This is a genomic window from Zobellia nedashkovskayae (assembly GCF_015330125.1).
Taxonomy (GTDB): Bacteria; Bacteroidota; Bacteroidia; order Flavobacteriales; family Flavobacteriaceae; genus Zobellia; species Zobellia nedashkovskayae.
Map to the genome: position 1 here is coordinate 2,597,191 of NZ_JADDXR010000002.1, position 21,824 is coordinate 2,619,014.

The 21,824-nt window shown below is 36.5% G+C and carries 22 protein-coding genes and 4 tRNA genes; 15 read left to right on the forward strand and 11 right to left on the reverse strand.

Annotation, left to right across the window (positions count from 1 at the left end):
- Positions 1-247 precede the first annotated feature (247 nt).
- Positions 248-2,794 carry a phosphoenolpyruvate carboxylase gene (locus tag IWB64_RS10885; protein ID WP_194534025.1) on the forward strand — a complete coding sequence of 849 codons (2,547 nt, stop codon included), beginning with the start codon at positions 248-250 and terminating at the stop codon, positions 2,792-2,794.
- Positions 2,795-2,856: 62 nt separating this feature from the next.
- On the opposite strand, the gene IWB64_RS10890 is transcribed toward IWB64_RS10885, so the two are convergent.
- The 11 genes from IWB64_RS10890 to IWB64_RS10940 all read right to left on the reverse strand — a co-directional run bounded on the left by IWB64_RS10890 (position 2,857) and on the right by IWB64_RS10940 (position 12,040).
- The gene (locus IWB64_RS10890; RefSeq protein ID WP_194534026.1) at positions 2,857-3,828 is read right to left on the reverse strand and encodes a carboxypeptidase-like regulatory domain-containing protein; all 972 of its coding nucleotides are present in this window, start codon (positions 3,826-3,828) and stop codon (positions 2,857-2,859) included.
- A gap of 47 nt (positions 3,829-3,875) precedes the next feature.
- Positions 3,876-4,103 carry a hypothetical protein gene (locus IWB64_RS10895; protein ID WP_194534027.1) on the reverse strand — a complete coding sequence of 76 codons (228 nt, stop codon included), beginning with the start codon at positions 4,101-4,103 and terminating at the stop codon, positions 3,876-3,878.
- Between the two features lie 25 nt (positions 4,104-4,128).
- Positions 4,129-4,893 carry a tryptophan synthase subunit alpha gene (trpA, locus tag IWB64_RS10900; protein WP_194534028.1) on the reverse strand — a complete coding sequence of 255 codons (765 nt, stop codon included), beginning with the start codon at positions 4,891-4,893 and terminating at the stop codon, positions 4,129-4,131.
- Between the two features lie 91 nt (positions 4,894-4,984).
- Positions 4,985-6,169 carry a tryptophan synthase subunit beta gene (gene trpB / locus IWB64_RS10905; protein WP_194534029.1) on the reverse strand — a complete coding sequence of 395 codons (1,185 nt, stop codon included), beginning with the start codon at positions 6,167-6,169 and terminating at the stop codon, positions 4,985-4,987.
- Positions 6,170-6,206: 37 nt separating this feature from the next.
- The gene (locus tag IWB64_RS10910; protein ID WP_194535864.1) at positions 6,207-6,833 is read right to left on the reverse strand and encodes a phosphoribosylanthranilate isomerase; all 627 of its coding nucleotides are present in this window, start codon (positions 6,831-6,833) and stop codon (positions 6,207-6,209) included.
- Between the two features lie 82 nt (positions 6,834-6,915).
- Positions 6,916-7,698: an indole-3-glycerol phosphate synthase TrpC gene (gene trpC, locus IWB64_RS10915; RefSeq protein WP_194534030.1), complete on the reverse strand. Its 783-nt coding sequence runs from the start codon at positions 7,696-7,698 to the stop codon at positions 6,916-6,918.
- A gap of 23 nt (positions 7,699-7,721) precedes the next feature.
- The gene (trpD, locus tag IWB64_RS10920; protein ID WP_194534031.1) at positions 7,722-8,717 is read right to left on the reverse strand and encodes an anthranilate phosphoribosyltransferase; all 996 of its coding nucleotides are present in this window, start codon (positions 8,715-8,717) and stop codon (positions 7,722-7,724) included.
- Positions 8,718-8,774: 57 nt separating this feature from the next.
- Complete coding sequence (locus tag IWB64_RS10925) at positions 8,775-9,338, reverse strand: anthranilate synthase component II (protein ID WP_194534032.1); 564 nt, start codon at positions 9,336-9,338, stop codon at positions 8,775-8,777.
- Positions 9,339-9,340: 2 nt separating this feature from the next.
- On the reverse strand, positions 9,341-10,738 hold the full coding sequence (locus tag IWB64_RS10930; protein WP_194534033.1) for an anthranilate synthase component I family protein: 1,398 nt from the start codon (positions 10,736-10,738) through the stop codon (positions 9,341-9,343).
- A gap of 240 nt (positions 10,739-10,978) precedes the next feature.
- On the reverse strand, positions 10,979-11,554 hold the full coding sequence (locus IWB64_RS10935) for a YceI family protein (RefSeq protein WP_194534034.1): 576 nt from the start codon (positions 11,552-11,554) through the stop codon (positions 10,979-10,981).
- Positions 11,555-11,590: 36 nt separating this feature from the next.
- Positions 11,591-12,040, reverse strand: coding sequence for a MarR family winged helix-turn-helix transcriptional regulator (locus tag IWB64_RS10940; RefSeq protein WP_194534035.1), 450 nt, complete (start codon positions 12,038-12,040; stop codon positions 11,591-11,593).
- 160 nt (positions 12,041-12,200) lie between these two features.
- Here IWB64_RS10940 and IWB64_RS10945 point away from each other — a divergent pair, with 160 nt between their 5' ends.
- The 14 genes from IWB64_RS10945 to IWB64_RS11010 all read left to right on the forward strand — a co-directional run bounded on the left by IWB64_RS10945 (position 12,201) and on the right by IWB64_RS11010 (position 21,814).
- Positions 12,201-12,512: a rhodanese-like domain-containing protein gene (locus IWB64_RS10945; protein ID WP_194534036.1), complete on the forward strand. Its 312-nt coding sequence runs from the start codon at positions 12,201-12,203 to the stop codon at positions 12,510-12,512.
- Between the two features lie 164 nt (positions 12,513-12,676).
- A complete protein-coding gene (locus IWB64_RS10950) occupies positions 12,677-13,951 on the forward strand; it encodes a DUF2851 family protein (RefSeq protein ID WP_194534037.1) in 1,275 nt (424 codons plus the stop codon).
- 74 nt (positions 13,952-14,025) lie between these two features.
- A complete protein-coding gene (locus tag IWB64_RS10955) occupies positions 14,026-14,253 on the forward strand; it encodes a PspC domain-containing protein (RefSeq protein WP_155597522.1) in 228 nt (75 codons plus the stop codon).
- Positions 14,250-15,263 carry a potassium channel family protein gene (locus IWB64_RS10960; protein WP_226975859.1) on the forward strand — a complete coding sequence of 338 codons (1,014 nt, stop codon included), beginning with the start codon at positions 14,250-14,252 and terminating at the stop codon, positions 15,261-15,263. Before IWB64_RS10955 ends, IWB64_RS10960 begins: the two co-directional genes overlap by 4 nt.
- A 109-nt stretch (positions 15,264-15,372) precedes the next feature.
- Complete coding sequence (locus IWB64_RS10965; RefSeq protein WP_194534038.1) at positions 15,373-17,445, forward strand: amino acid carrier protein; 2,073 nt, start codon at positions 15,373-15,375, stop codon at positions 17,443-17,445.
- 21 nt (positions 17,446-17,466) lie between these two features.
- Positions 17,467-18,363 carry a ComEA family DNA-binding protein gene (locus IWB64_RS10970; RefSeq protein WP_194534039.1) on the forward strand — a complete coding sequence of 299 codons (897 nt, stop codon included), beginning with the start codon at positions 17,467-17,469 and terminating at the stop codon, positions 18,361-18,363.
- 11 nt (positions 18,364-18,374) lie between these two features.
- On the forward strand, positions 18,375-19,544 hold the full coding sequence (locus tag IWB64_RS10975; protein ID WP_194534040.1) for an acyl-CoA dehydrogenase family protein: 1,170 nt from the start codon (positions 18,375-18,377) through the stop codon (positions 19,542-19,544).
- 137 nt (positions 19,545-19,681) lie between these two features.
- Positions 19,682-19,876 carry a 30S ribosomal protein S21 gene (gene rpsU / locus IWB64_RS10980; RefSeq protein ID WP_155597518.1) on the forward strand — a complete coding sequence of 65 codons (195 nt, stop codon included), beginning with the start codon at positions 19,682-19,684 and terminating at the stop codon, positions 19,874-19,876.
- Positions 19,877-20,026: 150 nt separating this feature from the next.
- The gene (locus IWB64_RS10985; protein ID WP_194534041.1) at positions 20,027-20,917 is read left to right on the forward strand and encodes a tyrosine-type recombinase/integrase; all 891 of its coding nucleotides are present in this window, start codon (positions 20,027-20,029) and stop codon (positions 20,915-20,917) included.
- Positions 20,918-20,957: 40 nt separating this feature from the next.
- Positions 20,958-21,260, forward strand: a complete 303-nt coding sequence (gene hpf, locus IWB64_RS10990) for a ribosome hibernation-promoting factor, HPF/YfiA family (RefSeq protein WP_194534042.1) — start codon at positions 20,958-20,960, stop codon at positions 21,258-21,260.
- A gap of 101 nt (positions 21,261-21,361) precedes the next feature.
- A tRNA-Thr gene (locus IWB64_RS10995) sits at positions 21,362-21,435 on the forward strand.
- 27 nt (positions 21,436-21,462) lie between these two features.
- Positions 21,463-21,544 (forward strand) — tRNA-Tyr (locus IWB64_RS11000).
- Positions 21,545-21,600: 56 nt separating this feature from the next.
- Positions 21,601-21,673 (forward strand) — tRNA-Gly (locus tag IWB64_RS11005).
- Between the two features lie 69 nt (positions 21,674-21,742).
- A tRNA-Thr gene (locus IWB64_RS11010) sits at positions 21,743-21,814 on the forward strand.
- Positions 21,815-21,824: the final 10 nt, after the last annotated feature.

Below are 21,824 nucleotides of genomic sequence, written 5' to 3' on the forward strand. Positions count from 1 at the left end.
GTTACGACAAGACTCTTTTACGAGAACACTATATGAAAATGAAAAATTTTGATTCGGTATTAATTACATGGTAAAGGTACTGCCTTGTTCTACTTCTGGGTAATTATTGTTGTCAAGGTTGTTGTTTTTGTGGTGTAGCACTGTATTTTTGTTATAAGACGTATTGGAGTGGTAATAGTCGTGGATTATTACCGATATTTACGAATCGAAATCGATATATAATTGTCTTTAAATTTTAATATAACCTATGCCGCATTCAGAAAGATTGGTTGAGTTTAAAACATCGGTCAACAATAAGTTTAATGTTTACAATAGTCTGTTCTTAAATTTGCCCTATCGGGATATTGAGAATGTGGGTATGCTTATTCCATTATTGTTGGATCAATGCCAAAAAGGCTTAAGTTCTGGTCTTAACCCTCAAGAAATTCTCGAAGGGTTTTTTCAGAATTACGTGGAAATAAAATCAGAGAAGGATCAAATCGATTTTATGTTCAAAATCATCCAATATGTCGAAAGACAGGTGGTTTTGTATGATAGTGTTGAGGATGCTGCTTTTCCTAAGCTACAGGAGCACACAAGTTCACTATCTATAAAGGATTACTTTCAGTTAGTTGATAAAAACAAAAGTTGGGACAAGGTATCTAAAAAGCTATCTACTTTTAGCGCACGTTTAGTACTTACTGCGCATCCTACCCAGTTCTATACCCCAGCGATATTAGATATAATTGAAAAATTACGTTCTCTTATATTAGAGGATAAGATAGATGATATTGATATTGCTCTACAGCAATTAGGTCTTACCTCTTTGATTAACTCTAAAAAACCTACACCATTAGATGAGGCAAAGAATATTATTTATTTTCTGCGTCATGTCTATTACAATGCGGTGGGTGATTTATACTCTTATATTAAAGAGAATATCAACAAAGCAGATTTTGAGAATCATAATATCATGAAGTTAGGCTTTTGGCCTGGAGGAGACCGTGATGGTAACCCTTTTGTAACTGCAGATATTACTAAAGATGTTTCAGATGAACTTCGTGTTACCTTAATGAAGTGCTACTACAATGATTTAAAAATCATTCAAGAGAAGTTAACCTTTAAAGATGTTCAAGAACCGTTGCAAAAGCTTAGAAGGAACTTGTATGCTGCGATGTTCGATTCTAAAAAAACAGTAGGATATGATGATATTTTACAACCACTACTTGATACAAAAGAGTTATTGGTCAATAAATATCATAGCCTTTATTTAAAGGATTTAGAAAAATTTATTGATAAGGTTAAAATTTTCAAGACCCATTTTGCTACGTTAGACGTTAGACAGGATCACAGCAAGCATTTGTTGGCAGTTGAAACTATTCTGAAAAAGAATAAGTTGATTAAGGAAGATATCAATGAGCTTTCGCAGGATGAATTGATTGATATTATTATCAACAGAGATATAACAGTTAATGCAGCTGATTATTCTGAGGATATAATTAAGGATACCATAACTAATATAAAACAATTAAAAGGTATTCAGGATGCTAATGGTGAAGACGGTTGTAATCGTTATATTATTAGTAACTCTGAGGATATATTTTCAGTATTATTCGTTTTTGGATTGTTCAGATGGTGTGGCTGGAAGAAAGAAGAAATCAGTTTTGATATTGTGCCTTTGTTTGAAACTATGATTGGTATGGACGGTGCTGAGAATACTATGCAGACACTTTTTGATTTACCAGAATACAATGCACATTTAGAAAGAAGAAATAAGAAGCAGACTATTATGCTTGGTTTTTCTGATGGAACCAAGGATGGTGGTTATTTAAAAGCCAACTGGGCTATTTTCAAGACTAAGGAAACACTGTCAAAAGTCTGTGATAAAAATGGATTCAACGCTATTTTCTTTGATGGACGTGGTGGCCCACCGGCACGTGGTGGTGGTAAAACACATCGTTTTTATGCTGCACAGACTAAGACTGTTGCCAATCATGAAATTCAGTTGACCATACAAGGTCAAACTATTACAAGTACATATGGTACCAAGGAACAATTTATTCACAACAGTGAGCAATTATTGACTGCGGGACTTTCAAATAACCTTTTTGGTAAAGAGAATGTGATTTCTAAAGAGCATAGAAAACTAATAGAGCAACTTTCTGAGTTGAGCTTTGGTAAGTATGATGCCCTTAAGCAGCATGATAAATTCATGCCGTACCTAGAGAACCGAAGTACTTTAAAATACTATCAAAAAGCAAATATTGGCAGTAGACCGGGTAAGAGAGGTAATAAGAAAAAGTTAGAGCTTTCTGATTTAAGAGCTATATCTTTTGTAGGTTCATGGAGTCAGTTGAAACAAAATGTTCCTGGTTACTTTGGGTTGGGGACAGCTATTCAAACTATTAAGGATGAAGGCAGACTGTCAGAGCTTAAAAAACTGTATAAAGAAGTTCCTTTCTTTAAAGCGTTGATGAGCAATAGTATGATGTCTCTTTCTAAATGTTATTTTGAGCTTACGAGCTATATGCAGAAGGATGAAGAGTATGGCGCTTTTTGGAATATTCTTCATGAAGAATATCTATTATCTAAGAAAATGTTACTTCTGATTTCAGGAAGTAAAATTTTGATGGAAAATGAAGCTATTTCTCGTGAGTCAATCAGAATACGTGAGAATATTGTTCTTCCGTTATTGGTTATTCAGCAGTTTGCATTGCAGAAAATAGGACAAGATAAAGGGTTTAAAGACGAGTATGAAAAAATCGTCACTCGCTCGCTCTACGGTAATATTAATGCCAGTAGAAACTCAGCATAAAAATGAAGCCCTTACTTTTAAAGTAAGGGCTTTTTGTTTTAGTGTAAAGTGATTTTGCTTTCTTAATCCTCATAAACTTTAAACTCAGCACCCATACCGTAATTGCGATGTCCGCTTTGAAGTAATTTTGAGTTGGGATTATAGTTGCGGTCAAAAACTTGCCATTTTTTATCGTTAAAAAATATGCGGCGTACAAAAGTCCTTTGATTAGCTTCACCTTTTACGAATGGTAATAAGGGTCGGAATGAGGTAGATATTTTTTGAATACCTCGGGCAGTCTTTATTTCTCGGTATTTTTTGGTCTCAACTAGTTTTCCGTTAGTATTGGCATATCCTAAAACTTGGATAGAAACAAAAATGCCAGACTCGGGTATAAAAATAGATTTGGATAGTAAATCCAGCTCAAAAACCTTATCGGCTTTTTCATCCATGGCAAAAACTACGTTCTCGTAGGGAATACCGGCTCCTGGTGATCCATTATTGTTTTCGTAGAATTGAGCTCTAAAAATAGTAGCAAATTTTCCTTTGCCCTTAGATTTGTATTCAGATTCTGCATTAACGGGGAGATACAGTTTAGAAATTTGCGATACGTTATTTTCATATCTATTAAATAATACCGCTACTTCACTTTCTACGGTTGGTAACCAACAAGCAAAAATGTCTTTATGGGTTTCTGCCTTCTGTTTTCTGAATTTAAATTTTCCTTGTTTAGGAGCTGAAACTATGACTTCTCCAAGTTGTGAAACTTCCGGGTCTAGAGAAACAATATTGGTTGCTGCATTAATCTCATTAGCTATAGTTACCATTTTCTCTCTATATCCAAGTGCGGAAATATAAAGAGTATCTATATCCGGATATTTCTTTTGAGAAAAAATGAAAAGGCCTTCTTCATCAGCAAAAGTGCCTAACCCATCGCCAAATGATATCGTGGCAAAAGAAATGGGAGAACTATCTTTAGTATCTATAATTTTGATTTCTTGCGCATTGCCGTAGCAGGCGGCGAGAAAGAAAAGAACTAATATGTATCGTTTCATGGCGTAAACAATTATGTACGGAGAAATTGCCGTTAAAGGCGTGTACTTTATTGAGAACGGGATTTACTGATTTTCAGTATTAAAAGCCGAAGTAATAAAATAAAAGGAAAACCGTGTAATAGGACATCAAACCAATCTTTGAGTTGCATATTTATCGCGCCGCCCATTATCCATTTAACCTTACCCCAAATATGAGGCTCAGGAAAAAAGGGAGCAAGGCCAATAGTGAGGCAGAGCAGTATTACAATCTTCCAGTTGTTAATAAGGTCTTTCATTAACGTGTATTTTAATTGAAGCCTATCATCTAATAGTTTTTGTAAACGCTGAAATTCCGTCCACACCATGACCATTTAAATGTTTGATAAAGGCAGAGCCGATAATGGCACCCTTTGCAGATTTTGTGGCTTGCTCAAAAGTCTCGGAGTTGCTTATTCCAAAACCGACTATTTGAGGATTATCTAGTTCCATATCTGCAATTCGTTGAAAATAAGTTTGCTGCTCATCACCAAATCCAGACTGGGCTCCTGTAACACTTGCCGAACTTACCATATAGATAAATCCGTTTGAGACTGAATCAATAAAACGAATACGTTCATCAGAAGTCTGCGGTGTAATCAAGAATACATTGATGAGTCCGTATTTTTCGAACATCTCTTGATATTCTTCATGATAAACATCTACAGGTAAATCGGGTATAATAAGTCCGTCTATGCCAATTTCTTGACACTTTTTGCAAAACGCTTCAACGCCATATTGAAACATAGGATTAAAATACCCCATGATAATAAGTGGAATGGAAACGGATTTTCTAATATCTTTCAATTGATTGAAAAGAATTTCGGTAGTCATGCCATTTTTAAGCGCTGCTGTGGAACTTTTTTGAATGGTTGGTCCATCTGCCAGTGGATCACTGAACGGAAGGCCAATTTCAATCATATCTACTCCGTTTTTCTCTAACTGTTGAATGATTTCTACGGTATCAGCCAATTTTGGGTATCCTGCCGTAAAATATATGGAAAGCAATTTTCCATCTTCTTTCAGTTTTGTGTTGATTCTATTTGCCATAGTTTCAAATCTGTTTTTCCTTTTTTAATAGGATGGAGTAAGTTAGTCAACAACATATGTTATCATATTCATGAAACTTCCCCCATATATTTTATAGATTAAAATATTCAATATAATTGTTGAGGTCTTTATCACCACGACCAGATAGGTTGATGACCACAATGTCCTCAGGCTTGAATTTTCGGCACTCAAGAATTGCAAGTGCATGCGAAGATTCTATAGCAGGAATAATACCTTCCATTTTAGATAAGAGTAAACCTGCATTCATGGCATCATCATCTGTAATAGATATAAATTCACCCCTTCCAGAAGTAAATAAATTGGCATGCATAGGACCAACACCAGGATAATCCAATCCTGCAGAAATAGAATACGGCTCTGTAATTTGTCCGTCACCTGTCTGCATTAATAAGGTTTTGCTACCGTGAATGATACCCACTTTTCCTAATGCAGATGTTGCAGCACTTTCGCCAGTATCTATTCCTTTTCCAGCAGCTTCTACAGCTATAATACCAACATCAGGATTGTCTAGATAATGGTAGTAAGCTCCAGCTGCGTTACTTCCTCCGCCAACACATGCCACTACATAATCAGGGTTTTCACGACCTTCTTTTTCTTTTAACTGCCATTTGATCTCCTCGGAAATAACAGATTGAAACCGCGCCACCATATCAGGATAGGGGTGTGGACCCACAACACTACCAATAATATAATGTGTATCTACGGGGTTATTAATCCAATCGCGAATAGCCTCGTTGGTGGCATCTTTTAAAGTTCTACTACCAGAAAGTGCTGGTCTGACTTCTGCACCCAACATTTTCATACGGGCCACATTAGGGGCTTGACGTGCAATATCTATTTCGCCCATGTAAACGATGCACTCTATACCCATAAGCGCGCAAACCGTAGCGGTGGCAACCCCATGTTGTCCGGCACCGGTTTCTGCTATGATTCTATTTTTGCCCAATTTCTTGGCCATAAGAATCTGCCCGATGGTATTATTTACCTTGTGAGCTCCTGTATGACAAAGGTCTTCCCGTTTTAGGTATATTTTGGTATTGTATTTCTTTGAAAGTCTATCTGCAAAATAAAGTGGAGTAGGACGCCCCACATAATCTTTAAGTAATTGGTCAAACTCTTTTTTAAAAGAAGGTTCTTCCATGATACGGATGTAGTTCTGCCTGAGTTCTTCTGTATTCGGGTAGAGCATTTCAGGAATGAATGCGCCTCCAAACTCACCGTAATATCCTTTTTCGTCCGCTTGATACGTTTTCATAGTCATTCGTATTAGGTATTGGCATAGAACAGATGAACTACTGTTTTAAGCCAAGTTCTTTTTTAAATTCTTTTACTTTCTCAACATCTTTTAACCCAGGCTCTATTTCAAACTTACTGTTCACATCAATAGCATGACAGTATTTTGCTTCCGGTCTTTTCATAAATTCGTTCAGGGAATCAATTTCATTTAAGCCAATGCCACCGCTCAGAAAATAAGGTTTCGTAGAGGGGTAGTCCTGTAAAACGCCCCAATTAAAAGCATAACCGTTTCCCCCGGGCAATTCTCCTTTAGTATCAAAAAGATAGAAATCACATACACCTTCGTAGGGTTTCAAAAGATCAAAATCAAAATCATTTTTTATAGAGAATACTTTTATAATCTGAATCTGCTTTGCTTTTTGCTTAAGTTCGGCACAATATTCAGGAGTTTCTTTACCATGTAATTGTACTAACAAAAGATTATAGTCTTCAATTCTATTAAGAACCGTTTGAATACTAGCATCTACAAATACCCCTACCTTTTTAATGGTGTGAGGCACTGCGGCCATAGGGCCTGAAAAATGTCGTTTTGATTTATCCCAAAAAATAAAGCCTAGGTAATCGGGTTTTAAACCGGCAATTTCGGACGTATTTTTTTTCATACCACAGACTTTCAATTTCAAGGGTGCCGTTTCCACGGTAGAAGGCCGCTCTTTTTTGGTAGAATAATTATAGTCCATTTTAGCCATTACTGTTGGGTCGCAATTACGACAATTGATTTATAAATTCTTTTGCACTCGCACCAGGGTTATCGGTCTTCATAAAATTTTCACCAATTAAAAAACCTTGGTAGCCATAAGGTTTTAAATCTTTAATGGCCTCTATAGAACTGATTCCGCTTTCGGAAACCTTTACGAACTCATCTGGAATTAATCTAGAAAGCGCTTTGCTGGTTTCTAAACTAACCTCAAAAGTCTTTAGATTTCGATTATTTACACCTAACATGTCAAGGCTGGGCATAATACTTTTATGCAGTTCGGCTTCGTTGTGTACTTCTAATAATACATCTAAACCAAGACTTTTTGCAAGTTCTGAAAAGGTCTTTATTTCCTCTTTGGATAAAATAGCTGCAATCAAAAGAATAACATCTGCTCCGTGCGCTTTGGCCTCTAATATTTGAAATTCGTTAATGATAAATTCTTTTCGCAATAAAGGCATTTGCACTGCTGCGCGAGCCAATATCAAATCGTCTAAAGAACCGCCAAAATATTTCCCGTCCGTTAAAACGGACATACCACAAACTCCTGCATTTTCATATCCTGTGGCTACATCTTGAACATTCAGACCTTGATTAATTTCTGATTTTGATGGCGAACGACGCTTGTGTTCCGCAATAATGCCAGAACTACTATTGCGAAGCGCATTACTCAAAGAAACCGTGTTACGAGAGAACATTACCGAATTTTCTAATTGTGAAACCGGTATAAGAGACTTTTTTAAGTCTACTTCTTTACGTTTGTCGGCTACTATTTTATCTAGAATGTTCATATTTCTGTTCTTTGCGGCTACTTTTAATTTTTGCTCAATTCTTGCAACTTTCTTAATGCATTTAGGCCTTTACCGGCCAACAAAGATTCTTTGGCCAATTCAAAACCTTCTTTAGGGCTTAAATTCTTGACCGTTGCAATTGCAATTCCAGCATTTGCACATACTACATTGTTCTGAGCTTCTGTACCACGTCCTTGTAGTACGTTCATGAATATCTGTGCAGAATCTTCAATAGAATCGCCACCAACAATTTGGGATTGCATAATTTTCTGCACCCCAAAATCTTCAGGCTTAAGCATGCTTTCACGGGTATTGGAAATGGTTTTTGTACTTCCCGTCAACGATATTTCGTCATATCCATCCAATGCATGGAGCACCGTGAATTTTTTGTCTGTATTTTGGTAGAGGTAGCCGTACATTCTGGCCAACTCTAAATTGAATACACCCACTATTTGATTCTTTGGGAAAGCAGGGTTTACCATTGGCCCTAACATGTTGAAGAATGTTTTTACGGCCAATTCTTTTCTAATAGGACCTACATTTTTCATGGCAGGGTGAAATAAAGGAGCGTGTAGCACACAAATACCCGCTTCATCAATAGATTTTCTTAGGAAGTTGGCTTCATTACTGAATTTGATTCCTAGAAACTCCATTACATTACTACTTCCGCATTTTGAAGAAACTCCGTAATTACCATGTTTAGTAACATGTACACCGGCACCTGCCGTTACAAATGATGATAAAGTAGAGATGTTGAACGTATCTTTTCCGTCACCACCTGTTCCACAAAGGTCAATAGGGTTATATTCGGAAAGGTCAATGGCTAAACATAACTCTAAAAGTGCGTCACGAAAACCTTCTAGTTCATCTATAGTAATGCTACGCATCATATAAACCGTTAAAAATGCGGCTATCTGACTTGTATTGTAATCTCCTTTTGCAATGTTCACCAACACTTGTTTTGCTTCTTCTTTAGGAAGAATATCGTGATTGATGAGCTTATTTAATGTTTCTTTCATGGTACTGTTCTTACTACTATGAGGTGCTATTTAATATGTTTCGTGCGATTTCTTAATTTAGTTTTTTACCCAGTTGGCAAGAATTTTTTTGCCTTCAGGAGTCAAAACCGATTCCGGATGAAATTGCACTGCAGAAACATCAAAAACTTTATGGCGAAGTGACATAATCTGACCGTTTTCGTCAACAGAAGTAGCTTCTAGGCTTTCCGGTAAATTGGGGTCCACAACCCAAGAGTGGTAGCGCCCAACCAGTAATTTTTTAGGTAAACCTTCAAAATTAGCGTCGTCTTTTATTAGTGTTATTTCAGTGGCTATACCGTGATAAACGTCTTCTAGATTGATTAGAGAGCCACCAAAAACCTCGCAAATGGCCTGTTGTCCTAGACAAACTCCAAAAATACTTTTAGTAGGCGCGTATTTGGCAATGATTTCTTTTAGAAGTCCTGCTTCATCTGGAATACCGGGACCTGGCGATAGTACAATTTTATCAAAAGCATCTACCTCTTCTAAAGTTAGTTGATCGTTACGTTTTACAGTAACCTGACAATCTAAGTCCTCTAAATAATGAACTAAATTGTAAGTGAAACTATCGTAGTTGTCTATTACTAAAATCTTTTTCATCGTTATATAGTTTCAGCTATTTTCAAAGCTTTGGTAAGTGCGCCCAATTTGTTATAAGTTTCTTGCAGTTCATCTTCAGGGTTTGAGGCAGCGACAATACCTGCACCTGCTTGGTAATGCAACTGGTGATTTTTACTTAAAAATGTACGAATCATAATGGCGTGATTAAAATTGCCATCAAAATCCATAAAACCAATGGCGCCGCCATAATAACCGCGACTGGTTTTCTCGTATTTTTCAATAAGCTGCATGGCCATGTGTTTTGGTGCACCGCTCAAAGTACCTGCTGGGAAAGTATCTGCCACTACTTTCATGGTAGGGATATCTTTCTTCTTTTTCCCCATTACTTTTGATACCAAATGAATAACATGAGAGAAGAACTGTACCTCTCTGTAATTGGTAACCTCTACCATACTTCCGTTTCGGCTCAAATCGTTTCGGGCCAAATCAACTAACATTACATGTTCACTATTCTCTTTATCATCTTCCGTAAGTTCTTTTGCTAAGATGGCGTCTTGTTCATCGTTTCCGGTACGTTTAAAAGTTCCCGCAATAGGATGAATTTCGGCATTACCGTCTTTTACAATAAGTTGAGCTTCAGGAGAACTTCCAAATATTTTAAAATCGCCATAATCAAAGTAAAACAAATATGGGGATGGGTTTACAGAACGTAGCGCTCGGTACACATTAAATTCATCTCCTTTAAAACCTTGAGAGAAACGGCGAGACAATACTAGTTGAAAAACATCACCGCGTTGGCAATGCTTTTTAGCTAACCGTACATGCTCTCTATATTCTTCATCCTCTAAATTAGAAGTGGCCTCGCCATCTAAAGTAAATTTATAGGAAGCAAAAGTGCGTACATCTAAAATATGAGCAATTTCGGTTGTGTTTTCTTCTGTGTTGAAGCAATGTGCAAAAATATAAGCTTCATTTTTCTGGTGATCTATTGCGATGATATTTTGGTAAACCGCATAATAGATATCAGGAATGGAAACGGAATTGTCTTTTTTGCTAATTTTAACGTCTTCATAGTAACGCACGGCATCGTAGGCCATGTATCCAAAAATACCGTTGTTTATGAATTTGAAATCACTTTCCTCAGCTTCAAATTTTTTGCTAAAATCATGAAGAACTTTTACTACGTCTGTGTCCTTAGTAATTTCTGTTTCATTGGAAGTTTGGTCAGGAAAGTGCTCAACAATAGTTTCGTTCTCAATTTTTATAGAAGCAATGGGGTTGCAGCAGATGTAAGAAAAACTATTGTCCGCCGCGTGGTAGTCACTACTTTCTAACAAAATACTATTCGGAAAACGATCTCTAATTTTGAGATAAACGCTTACCGGCGTGATTGTATCTGCAAGAATTTTTTTGTGAAAAGATTTTAATTTGTACTTCATGTTGATAGTATTCAAATGCAAAAGGCTTGTCGTGATGACAAGCCTTTATATAGTTTTACTACAATGATGCTAGCTCACGATATCTGTCGAGAGTTGTTCCACCACCAAGTATTTGAGTTATTTCTGTTCATTGGTCCAAATATAGAAATCATTTTTAAAACCACAAACCGATTGTTTGAAAAAATAAAGCCCTGCAATCACAATGAAAGCAGGGCTTAAATTTTTTATTGTAAAAATAATTTAGAATTCTAAATCAACAACAAGGTCAAACTCGTCATAAATAGCCTTGTCACCTAAGTTTTCAAAGAAACTACCTGAACCATATTTAATGTCATAAGCAGTTCTGTCTACTTTTACAGAAGCAGTTGCTTTGCTACCATAAACAGATACGTCAAAAGTTATGGGTTTTGTAATACCTTTAATAGTTAGGTCTCCCGTAACTTCGTATGCGTTTTTGCCAGTGGCTTCAACACCAGTGAAAACCAATGTGGCTTCTGTATTTTTCTCAGTAGAAAAGAAATCTTCGGATTTTAAATGTCCTTCTAGTTTCCCTTTTGACTCACCTTCAAGATCAGTAGTGACAAGAGTAGTCATATCTACCACAAATTCACCACCGGTAAGTTTGTCGCCGTCAAAAGCCAAGGAACCTGATTTTAAATTTACAGTACCAGTATGAGAACCAGTCACTTTATATGCTTTCCAAGTAACTGTACTTGTTTCTGTTTTTACTTCTTTTTTCTCTTCTGCCACAGGCTCTGTTGCTGTTGCAACTCCAAATACTAGGGCTAGTGCTAAACTAAATACTCCTTTTTTCATAATCGATGTTTAAAATTTAATTAATAATTAGTGTTTCTATTCAAATTTATTGAACAATATGTTCAGTTGCTCCATTTCCTTGTCCGATAGATTTTGAAGCACATTATCTTCAGCTTCGGACATTGAGGTATCCATTTTTTTCAAAATAAGAAGTCCCTCTTCTGTTATACGTATTTCAACCTTTCGTCGGTTCGATGGGCAAACCTTTCTTTCTACATACCCTTTTAATAAAAGTTTATCTACTAAACGGGTAGTATTACTCATTTTGGTGACCATACGCTCATTAAGAGTGGCCAAACTTGCTGGTTTTTCATTTTGGCCCCTTAAAATGCGCAGTACATTAAACTGTTGTAATGATACGCCGTAAGGTTTTAGAGCAGCGCTTAAAGCCTCTGTAATTGTATTATTGACCAATAAAAAGTGAATCAGCGTTCGGCTTTTTAGAGGAATTTCTTTTTCTGTCTTTATAATATCTTCAACATTCATGTCAATACAACTATTGTATATACAAATGTATATTTAATGTTTGATGTGATGAAATTTGCGACAGGTAATTTTTTGTTAAATATTTAGGAAATGCCTTTGCGTCAAAAACCGTAATTTTGAGTTTTAATTGATATTCGCGGTAGCGATAAAAAATAACGTTATGAATTTATCACAAGAAGAGTGGGAAGAGCAATTGGCAAAAGATGACAATGCGCTTATCTTAGATGTTAGAACTCCACAAGAAATAGAAGAAGGTTATATTCCTAATTCTACTAATATAGATTTTTATTTGGGACAAGATTTCTTGAACGAAATAGAAAAGCTTGATAAGAGTAAGAACTACTATGTGTATTGCCGTAGTGGTAACCGAAGCGGTCAGGCCTGTGCCATTATGAATAGTGTAGGTATTGAGAATACCTATAACTTGGAAGGTGGTTTCATGAATTGGGACGGAGCAATAGAAGGAGAGTAGTTAATTTTATATTACGTTCATCTAAGTAAGTTTCAAAAACTAGAGAAAATAGAGTCCTCAATAGGTGTCTTGTAAAGGTGTCTTTGGGGATTTGTTGTTTCTTGTAATTTAGTTTTTACAAATATTGTATCTACATTGTGCAAACGAAAGATAAACAGTGTGCCATGCGTGAAGACCTTCTTCATTTTATTTGGAAGTATAAAAAATTACAGCTTACCGACTTGGAAACCACCCAAGGAGAACGTGTGTCTCTTTTAGATTTTGGTACGCACAACTTGTTGGCAGGCCCTGATTTCTTTAATGCTAAAATAAATATTGATGATCAGGTTTGGGCAGGTAATGTAGAGATGCATCTAAAATCTTCGGACTGGTACGCGCATCATCATGAGGAAGATGAGAACTATAATAATGTTATTCTTCATGTTGTTTGGGAGGATGATGGCGAGGTTTTTAGAAATGATAATAGTAGTATTCCCACCTTAGAACTTCGTAAGTACATTCCATTACAGCTTTTGCAATCCTATCAAAAGCTATTCGATAAAAATGAAACACGTTTTATTAACTGCGAAAAAGACATTAAAGACGTTGATGATTTCTTGGTTAAAAATTGGTTAGAGCGACTTTATTTTGAAAGGCTAGAGGCGAAAGCCGAATTTGTATTTGACCTTTTGAAAAAATCCAACAATGATTGGGAGCAGGTTCTTTTTACTTTGCTTTTAAAGACTTTTGGACTTAAGATAAATGGAGCATCTTTTTTAAGCTTGGGTTCTGCTCTTGATTTTTCTGTTTTTAGAAAACAGCAAGAGAATGTTTTTCAGATGGAGAGCTTGTTGTTTGGTATGACTCATTTATTAGAAGATGAAGAAGTCTTGGATGAAAACTATATACAACTCAAAAAAGAGTACGCTTACCAGAAGAAAAAATATAATTTAAATGATAAAAGCGTTCTGAAACCACAATTCTTCAAACTAAGACCGCCCAATTTCCCAACTATCCGCTTATCGCAATTGGCTAATCTATACGCTACACATTCATCATTGTTTCAAAAAGTAGTAACGGCAGCAGGTGTAGATGAAATGTACATGTTGTTTGGGGTTTCTGCTAGCCCGTATTGGAACAATCATTTTACATTTGGTAAGGAATCAAAAAAGAATACAAAAAAACTTACCCCAAAGTTCATTGATCTATTGATGGTCAATGCTATTTTACCACTACAATTTTGTTATGCCAAATACCAGGGTAGGGATGTTAATGAGAGCATTATTCATATCATCTCAAAAATTAAAAAAGAAGAAAATACTGTAGTGCGTAATTTTAAAACACACGGTCTCGTTGTTGCCAGTGCGCAAGAGAGTCAAGCTTTGTTGCAACTGTATAATGAGTATTGTACTCAAAACAAATGTTTGCAATGTGTTATAGGTACTAGTTTATTGCGTTGAAATGGTTAAATTTGATTTCTTGATTATGATAAATACTCTTTTAAGAGTTTGTCCTGTCTATACACAGATTTAATATGAACATTTTCTACAAATTACTTTATTATTTTCAGAAACGTGGTTTTGAGGTATGCCGTAGAATTGCGGAAAGATTAGGTATTAGGGCTAGAGTAGTCCGTACATCATTTATCTATCTAACTTTTGTAACCCTTGGTTTTGGTTTTGCACTTTATTTGTTTTTGGCTTTTTGGCTAGGAATAAAAGATCTGATGTATACAAAACGTACTTCCGTTTTTGATTTATGAAGATTACACAATTCTTTCAGTCTAGAATGAATATAGCGCTGACTTTAATGTCAAGCGTGCTAATAATTGGTGTTCTGGGTTATCGTTTTCTATCGGAGCTTTCTTGGATAGATGCGCTTTACATGACCATTATTACAGTTACTACTGTAGGTTTTTCCGAAGTTGGGCCAATGGATACCCAAGAAAAATTATTCACTGTAGTATTGATTATACTTAGTATTTTCATTTTTGCATTTGCTATCTCGGTTATTACCGAATATATTTTGAGTAGAAATTCACTAGAGGAATTAAAAAACAAAAAAGTGAAAAATAAGATAGAAAACCTTACTGATCATGTTATTGTATGTGGTTTTGGTAGAAACGGAATGCAGGCCGTTAAACGATTGACAGCCTACAATAAGTCATTTGTAATTATCGAAAGGGATAAGGAGGTTATTGAAAAATATGATGAAGATGTTCTATTTGTGGAAGGCGATGCTAACGAAGACGAAGTTTTACAAGCAGCAGGTATTAATCGTGCTAGGTATCTGATAACAGCACTTCCCGATGATGCTACCAATCTTTTTGTAGTGTTATCTGCAAGACAATTGAACAAAGCACTTTTTATAGTTACCAGAGCATCTTTGCAGACTTCACAGAAAAAATTGCTTTTGGCCGGCGCCGATAAAGTAATTATGCCAGATAAAATTGGTGGAGACCATATGGCTTCATTGATTGTAATGCCTGACTTAATTACTTTTATGGATAAGCTGGGTGTAGAAGGCGAACATACCACCAATTTGGAAGAGGTTGCTATTGAAGATTTTAAAGAACAAGTGGAATGTAATTCTTTGCGTGATTTAGATCTTAGAAGACGAACAGGCTGTACCATAATTGGTTACATAGAACCGGATGGTAATTACATCATTAATCCTGAAGCAGATTTACAATTGCAACCAATGAGTAAAGTTATTGTTTTGGGTAGGCCAGAGCAAATACGGAAATTAAATGAAATGTTTAAGATAGGTTAATCCCATCTACGTTAATTGAACATTATTATTTGATTGTGTTACTATTTTTTATGATATTGCCGCAATTGTGTTAAAACCATTGATGAGCACTGAACCGACAAAAATACATATGAAGAAATTTACCTTATTGTTTTTCCTACTACTTGGTGTAGTGGCCTTTTCTCAAGAACTTGTTGTAAAAGGCAAGGTTTACAATCCGTCAGCACAAATAAACGATGGTGTTATTGAGTTAGATGTAACGGGAGGGACACCTCCATATGTTTATAAATGGAGTAATCAGTCAACTGCTTTGTCTTCTAAAAGAGCCAGTGGGCTTGTAGAAGGTGTGCCTTATGATGTATTGATTACCGATTCTGCGGGTAATTCGGAAACAAAAGTATTTGAAATAGAACCCGCAGCAATAGCTGAAATTTTTAATGGTACAATGACCCCTGCGGTAAGCGCATTGGGTGCTATACTTTTTTGGGATCCTTTTGCTGCTGTAGGGATTTATGATCCTGTAGTTTACGCAGATGTTAAATTGGTGGGTACCCCGGGGTGGACCAATGAAACTGAAAATAGATTCGTTCTCAAAAAATGGCTGAAGCCTGAAGGAGCTAAGGTCAAGAAAGGTGATAATATCGCTATAGTTTCGAGTAATGATGAACAAGATTTAACTGTCACTGCTACTGTTACTGGAGAATTAAAGTATTTGGTAAGTGAAGGTAAAGTCATTTACAATTCTGAAAATGCAAAACATGTTATTGAGTCGGGCGCGCATTACTTAGCAGAAATTAAGTATGATGAGCCTTTGGTTATGGTACATCCAAATGGAGACCCAATTACTAAGCCTATCCCCTTTATTGTAATTTGGTTGGTCTTAGGAGCTACTTTCTTTACGATTAGAATGGGCTTTATTAATATTAGAGGCTTTGGGCACTCTATTGATTTAGCAAGAGGAAAGTATGATGATCCTGATGCACCTGGTCAAGTAACACATTTCCAGGCTTTGGCAACAGCGGTATCAGGTACAGTAGGGCTCGGTAATATTGCGGGTGTTGCAGTAGCCGTTTCCTTAGGTGGTGCAGGAGCAACATTTTGGATGATTGTTTGTGGTTTATTGGGGATGTCTTCTAAATTTGTTGAATGTACGTTAGGTGTAAAATATAGAGATATATTACCAGATGGAAGGGTTTTTGGAGGCCCAATGAATTATTTAAGGTACGGACTAGAGAAGCGTGGTATGAAAGGCTTTGGTAAAGTCTTAGCAGGTTTCTTTGCTGTCTTGGCAATTGGCGCATCTTTTGGTGGTGGAAACATGTTCCAGGCGAATCAATCTTTTGAGCAATTGGCAGGACAATTTCCAGCTTTGGTTGGTCAAGGATTTTGGTTTGGTGTTGTTACGGCAATTCTTGTAGGTGTTGTAATTATAGGTGGAATTAATAGTATAGCTAATGTTACGGGTAAGATTGTTCCTTTAATGGCTTCGGTTTATATCATAGCGGCTTTGGCAGTGATTATTATGAACATTGAAAACATAGGGCCTGCATTTACGGCAATATGGGAAGGAGCTTTTAGTCCATCTGCTTTAAAAGGTGGGGTTATAGGTGTTCTGGTAATTGGCTTTCAGAGGGCGGCCTTCTCTAATGAGGCGGGCGTTGGTTCCGCGGCCATTGCGCATAGTACTGCAAAAACCAATCATCCTCCATCAGAAGGTTTTGTAGCTCTTCTTGAGCCTTTCTTAGATACGGTGGTAGTTTGTACGCTTACAGCTCTCGTGCTTATTTTTACAGGTATGCACGAAGTAGAAGGTATGGCAGGAGCACAGTTGACTTCAGATGCATTCGGAAGCCAAATTTCATGGTTTCCATACGTATTGGCTTTAGCGGTATTCCTTTTTGCTTTTTCTACAATGATATCATGGTCATACTATGGCATGCGTGCTTGGACATACCTTTTTGGAAAAAGTAAAAAATCAGAGATGGTCTACAAGATGCTTTTCTTAGTATTTGTAGTTATTGGCGCTTCTGTTAGTTTGGGAGCTGTATTGGATTTCTCAGATATGATGATTCTGGCCATGTCGTTCCCAAATATCATTGGTCTTTATATCATGTCGGGTGAGGTTAAGAGCGACTTAGGTACATACTGGAAGAAACTTAAGAAAAACGAACTTTTTAAAAAGCAGATAACCGCTAAGGAATAGTTAATATATCTTATTTAGCGGATGAAAAATTTCAAATCCCACTTCAGGTTCAATAAGCAAGAACGAAGTGGGGTTTTTTATTTGCTGTTCATAATAGTAACGCTTCAGTTAGCATATTTCGTTCTTCGTTCATCCGGAGCTGCTGAGATTAATAATTCTTTTATTGAGAATGAACCATTACAAGCACGGATAGATAGTCTAAAGGTTCGGGAGCAACTAAAAGACTCTATTAAGATTTACCCTTTTAATCCTAATTATATAACGGACTTTAAGGGCTATACCTTGGGGTTGTCCGTAGAAGAAATTGATAGGTTACATGATTTCAGAAATAATGGAAAATTTGTAAATTCGGCAGAAGACTTTCAAAAAGTAACCCAAGTTTCAGATTCCTTGCTACAAATAATTTCTCCTTATTTTAAGTTTCCTGAATGGACGCAGCGCAAAGCAAAGTCCACTTCATCTTATAAAAGATCATCTACAGAACAAGAAAGAGGTGTTAGAAAGGCGGAATCAAAATTTGCAGTTTCCGATTTAAATTCTGCAACTATTGAAGAACTTCGGCAAATTAACGGAATTGGTGAAAAGCTTTCTGCTAGAATTGTAAAATTTCGGGATAGGTTAGGAGGGTTTTTGGTAAATGAACAATTGTATGATGTGTATGGTTTGGAGCCTGAAGTTGTAGAACGAACTTTGAAACGATTTCAAGTGCTGAAAAAACCAATTATCGAGAAAATTAACATAAATACAGCATCAGCTAAAAATCTATCTAAATTAGTATATCTTCAAAAAAGTGTCTCTGAGGGCATAGTAAATTACAGAACTGACAAAGGAACTATACTTTCTTTTGATGAATTATCAAAAATAGAAGATTTTCCATTTGAGAAGATTGATAGAATTAAGTTATATTTGACCCTATAAATTTAATTGCAATGCAAAGCATGTACTTTACGGAAGAACATCAATTATTTAGAGAGAGTCTCCGAGATTTTTTAAAGAAAGAAGTAGTACCTCATATAGATAAATGGGAAGCTTCGGGAACCATAGAATCCTTTATTTGGAAAAAATTTGGTGATATGGGCTATTTTGGTCTCGCAACCCCTGAAACTTATGATGGTTTAGGGTTGGATCTCTTCTATACGGTTATATTTCTGGAAGAGCTCCAGAGGATAAATTCAGGTGGTTTTGCAGCTGCCATGTGGGCGCATGCCTATTTGGCCATGACCCATTTGAACACAAATGCAAATGACGAACAGAAAAAAGCATATTTAATTCCAAGTGTGCATGGTGAAAAAATAGGTTGTTTAGGTGTAACGGAGCCTTTTGGTGGTAGTGATGTTGCTGGCATGCGAACGACTGCGGTAAGAGAAGGTGATAGTTATATAATAAACGGATCAAAGACTTTTATTACTAATGGTGTTTATGGAGATTATTGTATTCTTGCGGCAAAGACCGATCCGTCTGCGGGTAATAAAGGAATAAGTATTTTTATTGTTGATTTGGATAAGGAAGGTGTTTCGGCCAATAAGTTGAATAAATTGGGCTGGCGTGCATCAGATACTGCAGAGCTTGCTTTTGACAACGTAAAAATACCAGCAAGCAATTTAATGGGTGAGGAAGGAAAAGGCTTCGCTTTTATAATGGAAGCTTTCGCTTTAGAACGTTTGGTGATGGGTATCAATGCTCATGCCAGAGCAGAATGGGCTTTGGACTATGCACAGCAATATATGTCCGAGCGGGAAACGTTTGGTAAATCTATCAATCAGTATCAGGCGTTAAGACACAAGTTTGTAGATCTGCATGCGGATATGGATTTGTGTAAGCAATATAATTACGGCGTAGTTTATAAGATGGGCAAAGGTGAATATGTTGTTCGAGAAGCCACTATTTCTAAGTTAAAGTCCACTGAAATGGCAGATAAGGTTGCTTATGACTGTTTGCAGTTCTTAGGAGGTTACGGTTATATTGAAGATTATCCTATGGCACGCATGTTTAGAGATAGTCGTTTAGGGCCAATAGGAGGTGGGACCTCTGAAATACTTAAAGAGATAATTGCAAAAATTGTTATAGATAAAAAAGAATATAGAATGCCAAAAGAGTAGTGGATATATAGACCGAGGAGTTGTTCATGTTTTTTTGGATACGCCGTTTTCTGGTATATTTAAAAATAAGTAGTGCTCAATTGTAAATTAGTTTATATATTTGCCGCCTTAATCATAAAGAAAGGAGGTTGTAGCCAATGTTAATTATACCAATAAAAGAAGGAGAAAACATCGATCGCGCTTTGAAACGTTTCAAGCGTAAATTTGATAAAACGGGTACGATGCGCAGATTGCGTAAGCGTCAACAATTCACAAAACCTTCAGTTCAGCGCAGAGCGCAGATACAGAAAGCAGAATACATTCAAGGTTTAAGAGATAAAGAAGAAATCTGATAAATCTTGTGTAGTGTACAAATAGATAAATCCCATCATATGATGGGATTTTTTTTGTTTAAAATATTTTTCTCCATGTAATTACAATGTCTATTTCCTCTTAGCGTTGTTAAATCTGCCCTTTGTTGTCAACTTTACTAACTTCGTAGTATGTCTTTGGAACCCTTTATATCATATCTAGCTTTAGAGAAGAACTATTCCGTTCATACGGTAACAGCGTATAAAAGAGATTTGGAGGCTTTTGTTGATTTCTGTGACCATAATTACGATGATAAAAATATTGATGCTGTAGCGTATGGGATTGTAAGGAGTTGGATTGTAAGTTTGGTGGATTCTGGCGTTTCTAATAGATCTGTAAACAGGAAGATGGCATCTCTAAAAGCGTACTATAAATTTCTTCAAAATATAGGAGCTATAGAGGTAAATCCGTTAGCTAAGCATAAGGCTCTTAAAACCGCAAAGAAAATTGAAGTTCCTTTTTCGGAAATTGAAATGCAAAAGGTGCTTTCTCAAATTGAGTTTGCAGAAGATTTTGAGGGAGTTAGGGATCGCCTCATTATTGAGTTGTTGTATACGACGGGCATGCGTAGGGCAGAGCTAATTAATTTGAAAATGATAGATATTGATGTTTCGCAACAACTTTTAAAGGTTTTGGGAAAAAGAAACAAAGAGCGTATTCTACCAGTGTTGCCTTCTGTCGTAATACTTTTAGAGGTGTATTTGAAGGAAAGGAAAGCACTTGAAGAAATAACCGATGAAGCATTTGTTTTTTTGTTGAAGTCGGGTAATAAACTATATGAAAACCTTGTTTATCGATTAATAAATAAGTATTTTAGTAAGGTGTCGTCTAAGGTAAAGAAGAGTCCTCATATTCTTAGGCATACTTTTGCGACCCATCTGCTGAATAAAGGGGCGGATATGAATTCTGTAAAAGAGTTGTTGGGTCATGCAAGTTTAGCGTCTACACAGGTATATACTCACAATAGTATTGCCGAGCTAAAAAAGGTGCACGCCAAGGCTCACCCTAGGGGTAAGAAGTAATTGGGTGATTTTACATTGTTTAACATAAAAACTATAACCTATGAAAGTAAATGCGCAATCAGTTAATTTTAATGCGGATCAAACGCTTATCGACTTTTTACAGACCAGACTTGATAAGCTTGAAACCTTCTACGATAAGGTAATTAGTGCAGATGTTTATATGAAGGTGGAGAACACCAGTTCAAAGGAAAATAAGATAGTAGAAATTAAATTGAATATACCTGGCGATAAATTCATGATAAAAAAGCAATGTAAGAAATTTGAGGAGGCAGTGGACTCTGCTTGTAACTCCTTGGAAAGGAAGCTAATAAAACATAAAGAAAAATCTCGTGTACAAGCTTGATAAATTTTTTTCATTTTTTGTTTTGAATAAACAAAAAAACGTATACATTTGCAGTCCGTTAGAAATAGCGGACTTTTTTATGCCGGAAACAGCGTAGAAAGGCCGATGTAGCTCAGCTGGCTAGAGCAGCTGATTTGTAATCAGCAGGTCGTGGGTTCGAGTCCCTCCATCGGCTCTTAAGTTCTTTAAAAAAAATTGGTTTGGGGAGATACTCAAGCGGCCAACGAGGGCAGACTGTAAATCTGCTGACTACGTCTTCGCAGGTTCGAATCCTGCTCTCCCCACTTTTTTTTAGCGGCCCAAATTTATTGGGTTTTGAAATATTGGATTATTAAAATTTGCGGGAGTAGCTCAGTTGGTAGAGCGTCAGCCTTCCAAGCTGAATGTCGCCGGTTCGAACCCGGTCTCCCGCTCTAATAAGCCAAGGTAATGTTTGTAGTCTTTAATCTACTGGCATTAGTCTTGAACCTTGAACCTAATAAGCCGACGTAGCTCAGGGGTAGAGCGTTTCCTTGGTAAGGAAGAGGTCACGGGTTCAATTCCCGTCGTTGGCTCAACAAAGGC

Coding starts and splice junctions, on each gene's coding strand:
- IWB64_RS10885 (WP_194534025.1), top strand. CDS start 248: ATGCCGCATTCAGAAAGATTGGTTGAGTTTAAAACATCGGTCAACAAT.
- IWB64_RS10890 (WP_194534026.1), bottom strand. CDS start 3,828: ATGAAACGATACATATTAGTTCTTTTCTTTCTCGCCGCCTGCTACGGC.
- IWB64_RS10895 (WP_194534027.1), bottom strand. CDS start 4,103: ATGAAAGACCTTATTAACAACTGGAAGATTGTAATACTGCTCTGCCTC.
- trpA (WP_194534028.1), bottom strand. CDS start 4,893: ATGGCAAATAGAATCAACACAAAACTGAAAGAAGATGGAAAATTGCTT.
- trpB (WP_194534029.1), bottom strand. CDS start 6,169: ATGAAAACGTATCAAGCGGACGAAAAAGGATATTACGGTGAGTTTGGA.
- trpC (WP_194534030.1), bottom strand. CDS start 7,698: ATGAACATTCTAGATAAAATAGTAGCCGACAAACGTAAAGAAGTAGAC.
- trpD (WP_194534031.1), bottom strand. CDS start 8,717: ATGAAAGAAACATTAAATAAGCTCATCAATCACGATATTCTTCCTAAA.
- IWB64_RS10925 (WP_194534032.1), bottom strand. CDS start 9,338: ATGAAAAAGATTTTAGTAATAGACAACTACGATAGTTTCACTTACAAT.
- IWB64_RS10930 (WP_194534033.1), bottom strand. CDS start 10,738: ATGAAGTACAAATTAAAATCTTTTCACAAAAAAATTCTTGCAGATACA.
- IWB64_RS10935 (WP_194534034.1), bottom strand. CDS start 11,554: ATGAAAAAAGGAGTATTTAGTTTAGCACTAGCCCTAGTATTTGGAGTT.
- IWB64_RS10940 (WP_194534035.1), bottom strand. CDS start 12,040: ATGAATGTTGAAGATATTATAAAGACAGAAAAAGAAATTCCTCTAAAA.
- IWB64_RS10945 (WP_194534036.1), top strand. CDS start 12,201: ATGAATTTATCACAAGAAGAGTGGGAAGAGCAATTGGCAAAAGATGAC.
- IWB64_RS10950 (WP_194534037.1), top strand. CDS start 12,677: ATGCGTGAAGACCTTCTTCATTTTATTTGGAAGTATAAAAAATTACAG.
- IWB64_RS10955 (WP_155597522.1), top strand. CDS start 14,026: ATGAACATTTTCTACAAATTACTTTATTATTTTCAGAAACGTGGTTTT.
- IWB64_RS10960 (WP_226975859.1), top strand. CDS start 14,250: ATGAAGATTACACAATTCTTTCAGTCTAGAATGAATATAGCGCTGACT.
- IWB64_RS10965 (WP_194534038.1), top strand. CDS start 15,373: ATGAAGAAATTTACCTTATTGTTTTTCCTACTACTTGGTGTAGTGGCC.
- IWB64_RS10970 (WP_194534039.1), top strand. CDS start 17,467: ATGAAAAATTTCAAATCCCACTTCAGGTTCAATAAGCAAGAACGAAGT.
- IWB64_RS10975 (WP_194534040.1), top strand. CDS start 18,375: ATGCAAAGCATGTACTTTACGGAAGAACATCAATTATTTAGAGAGAGT.
- rpsU (WP_155597518.1), top strand. CDS start 19,682: ATGTTAATTATACCAATAAAAGAAGGAGAAAACATCGATCGCGCTTTG.
- IWB64_RS10985 (WP_194534041.1), top strand. CDS start 20,027: ATGTCTTTGGAACCCTTTATATCATATCTAGCTTTAGAGAAGAACTAT.
- hpf (WP_194534042.1), top strand. CDS start 20,958: ATGAAAGTAAATGCGCAATCAGTTAATTTTAATGCGGATCAAACGCTT.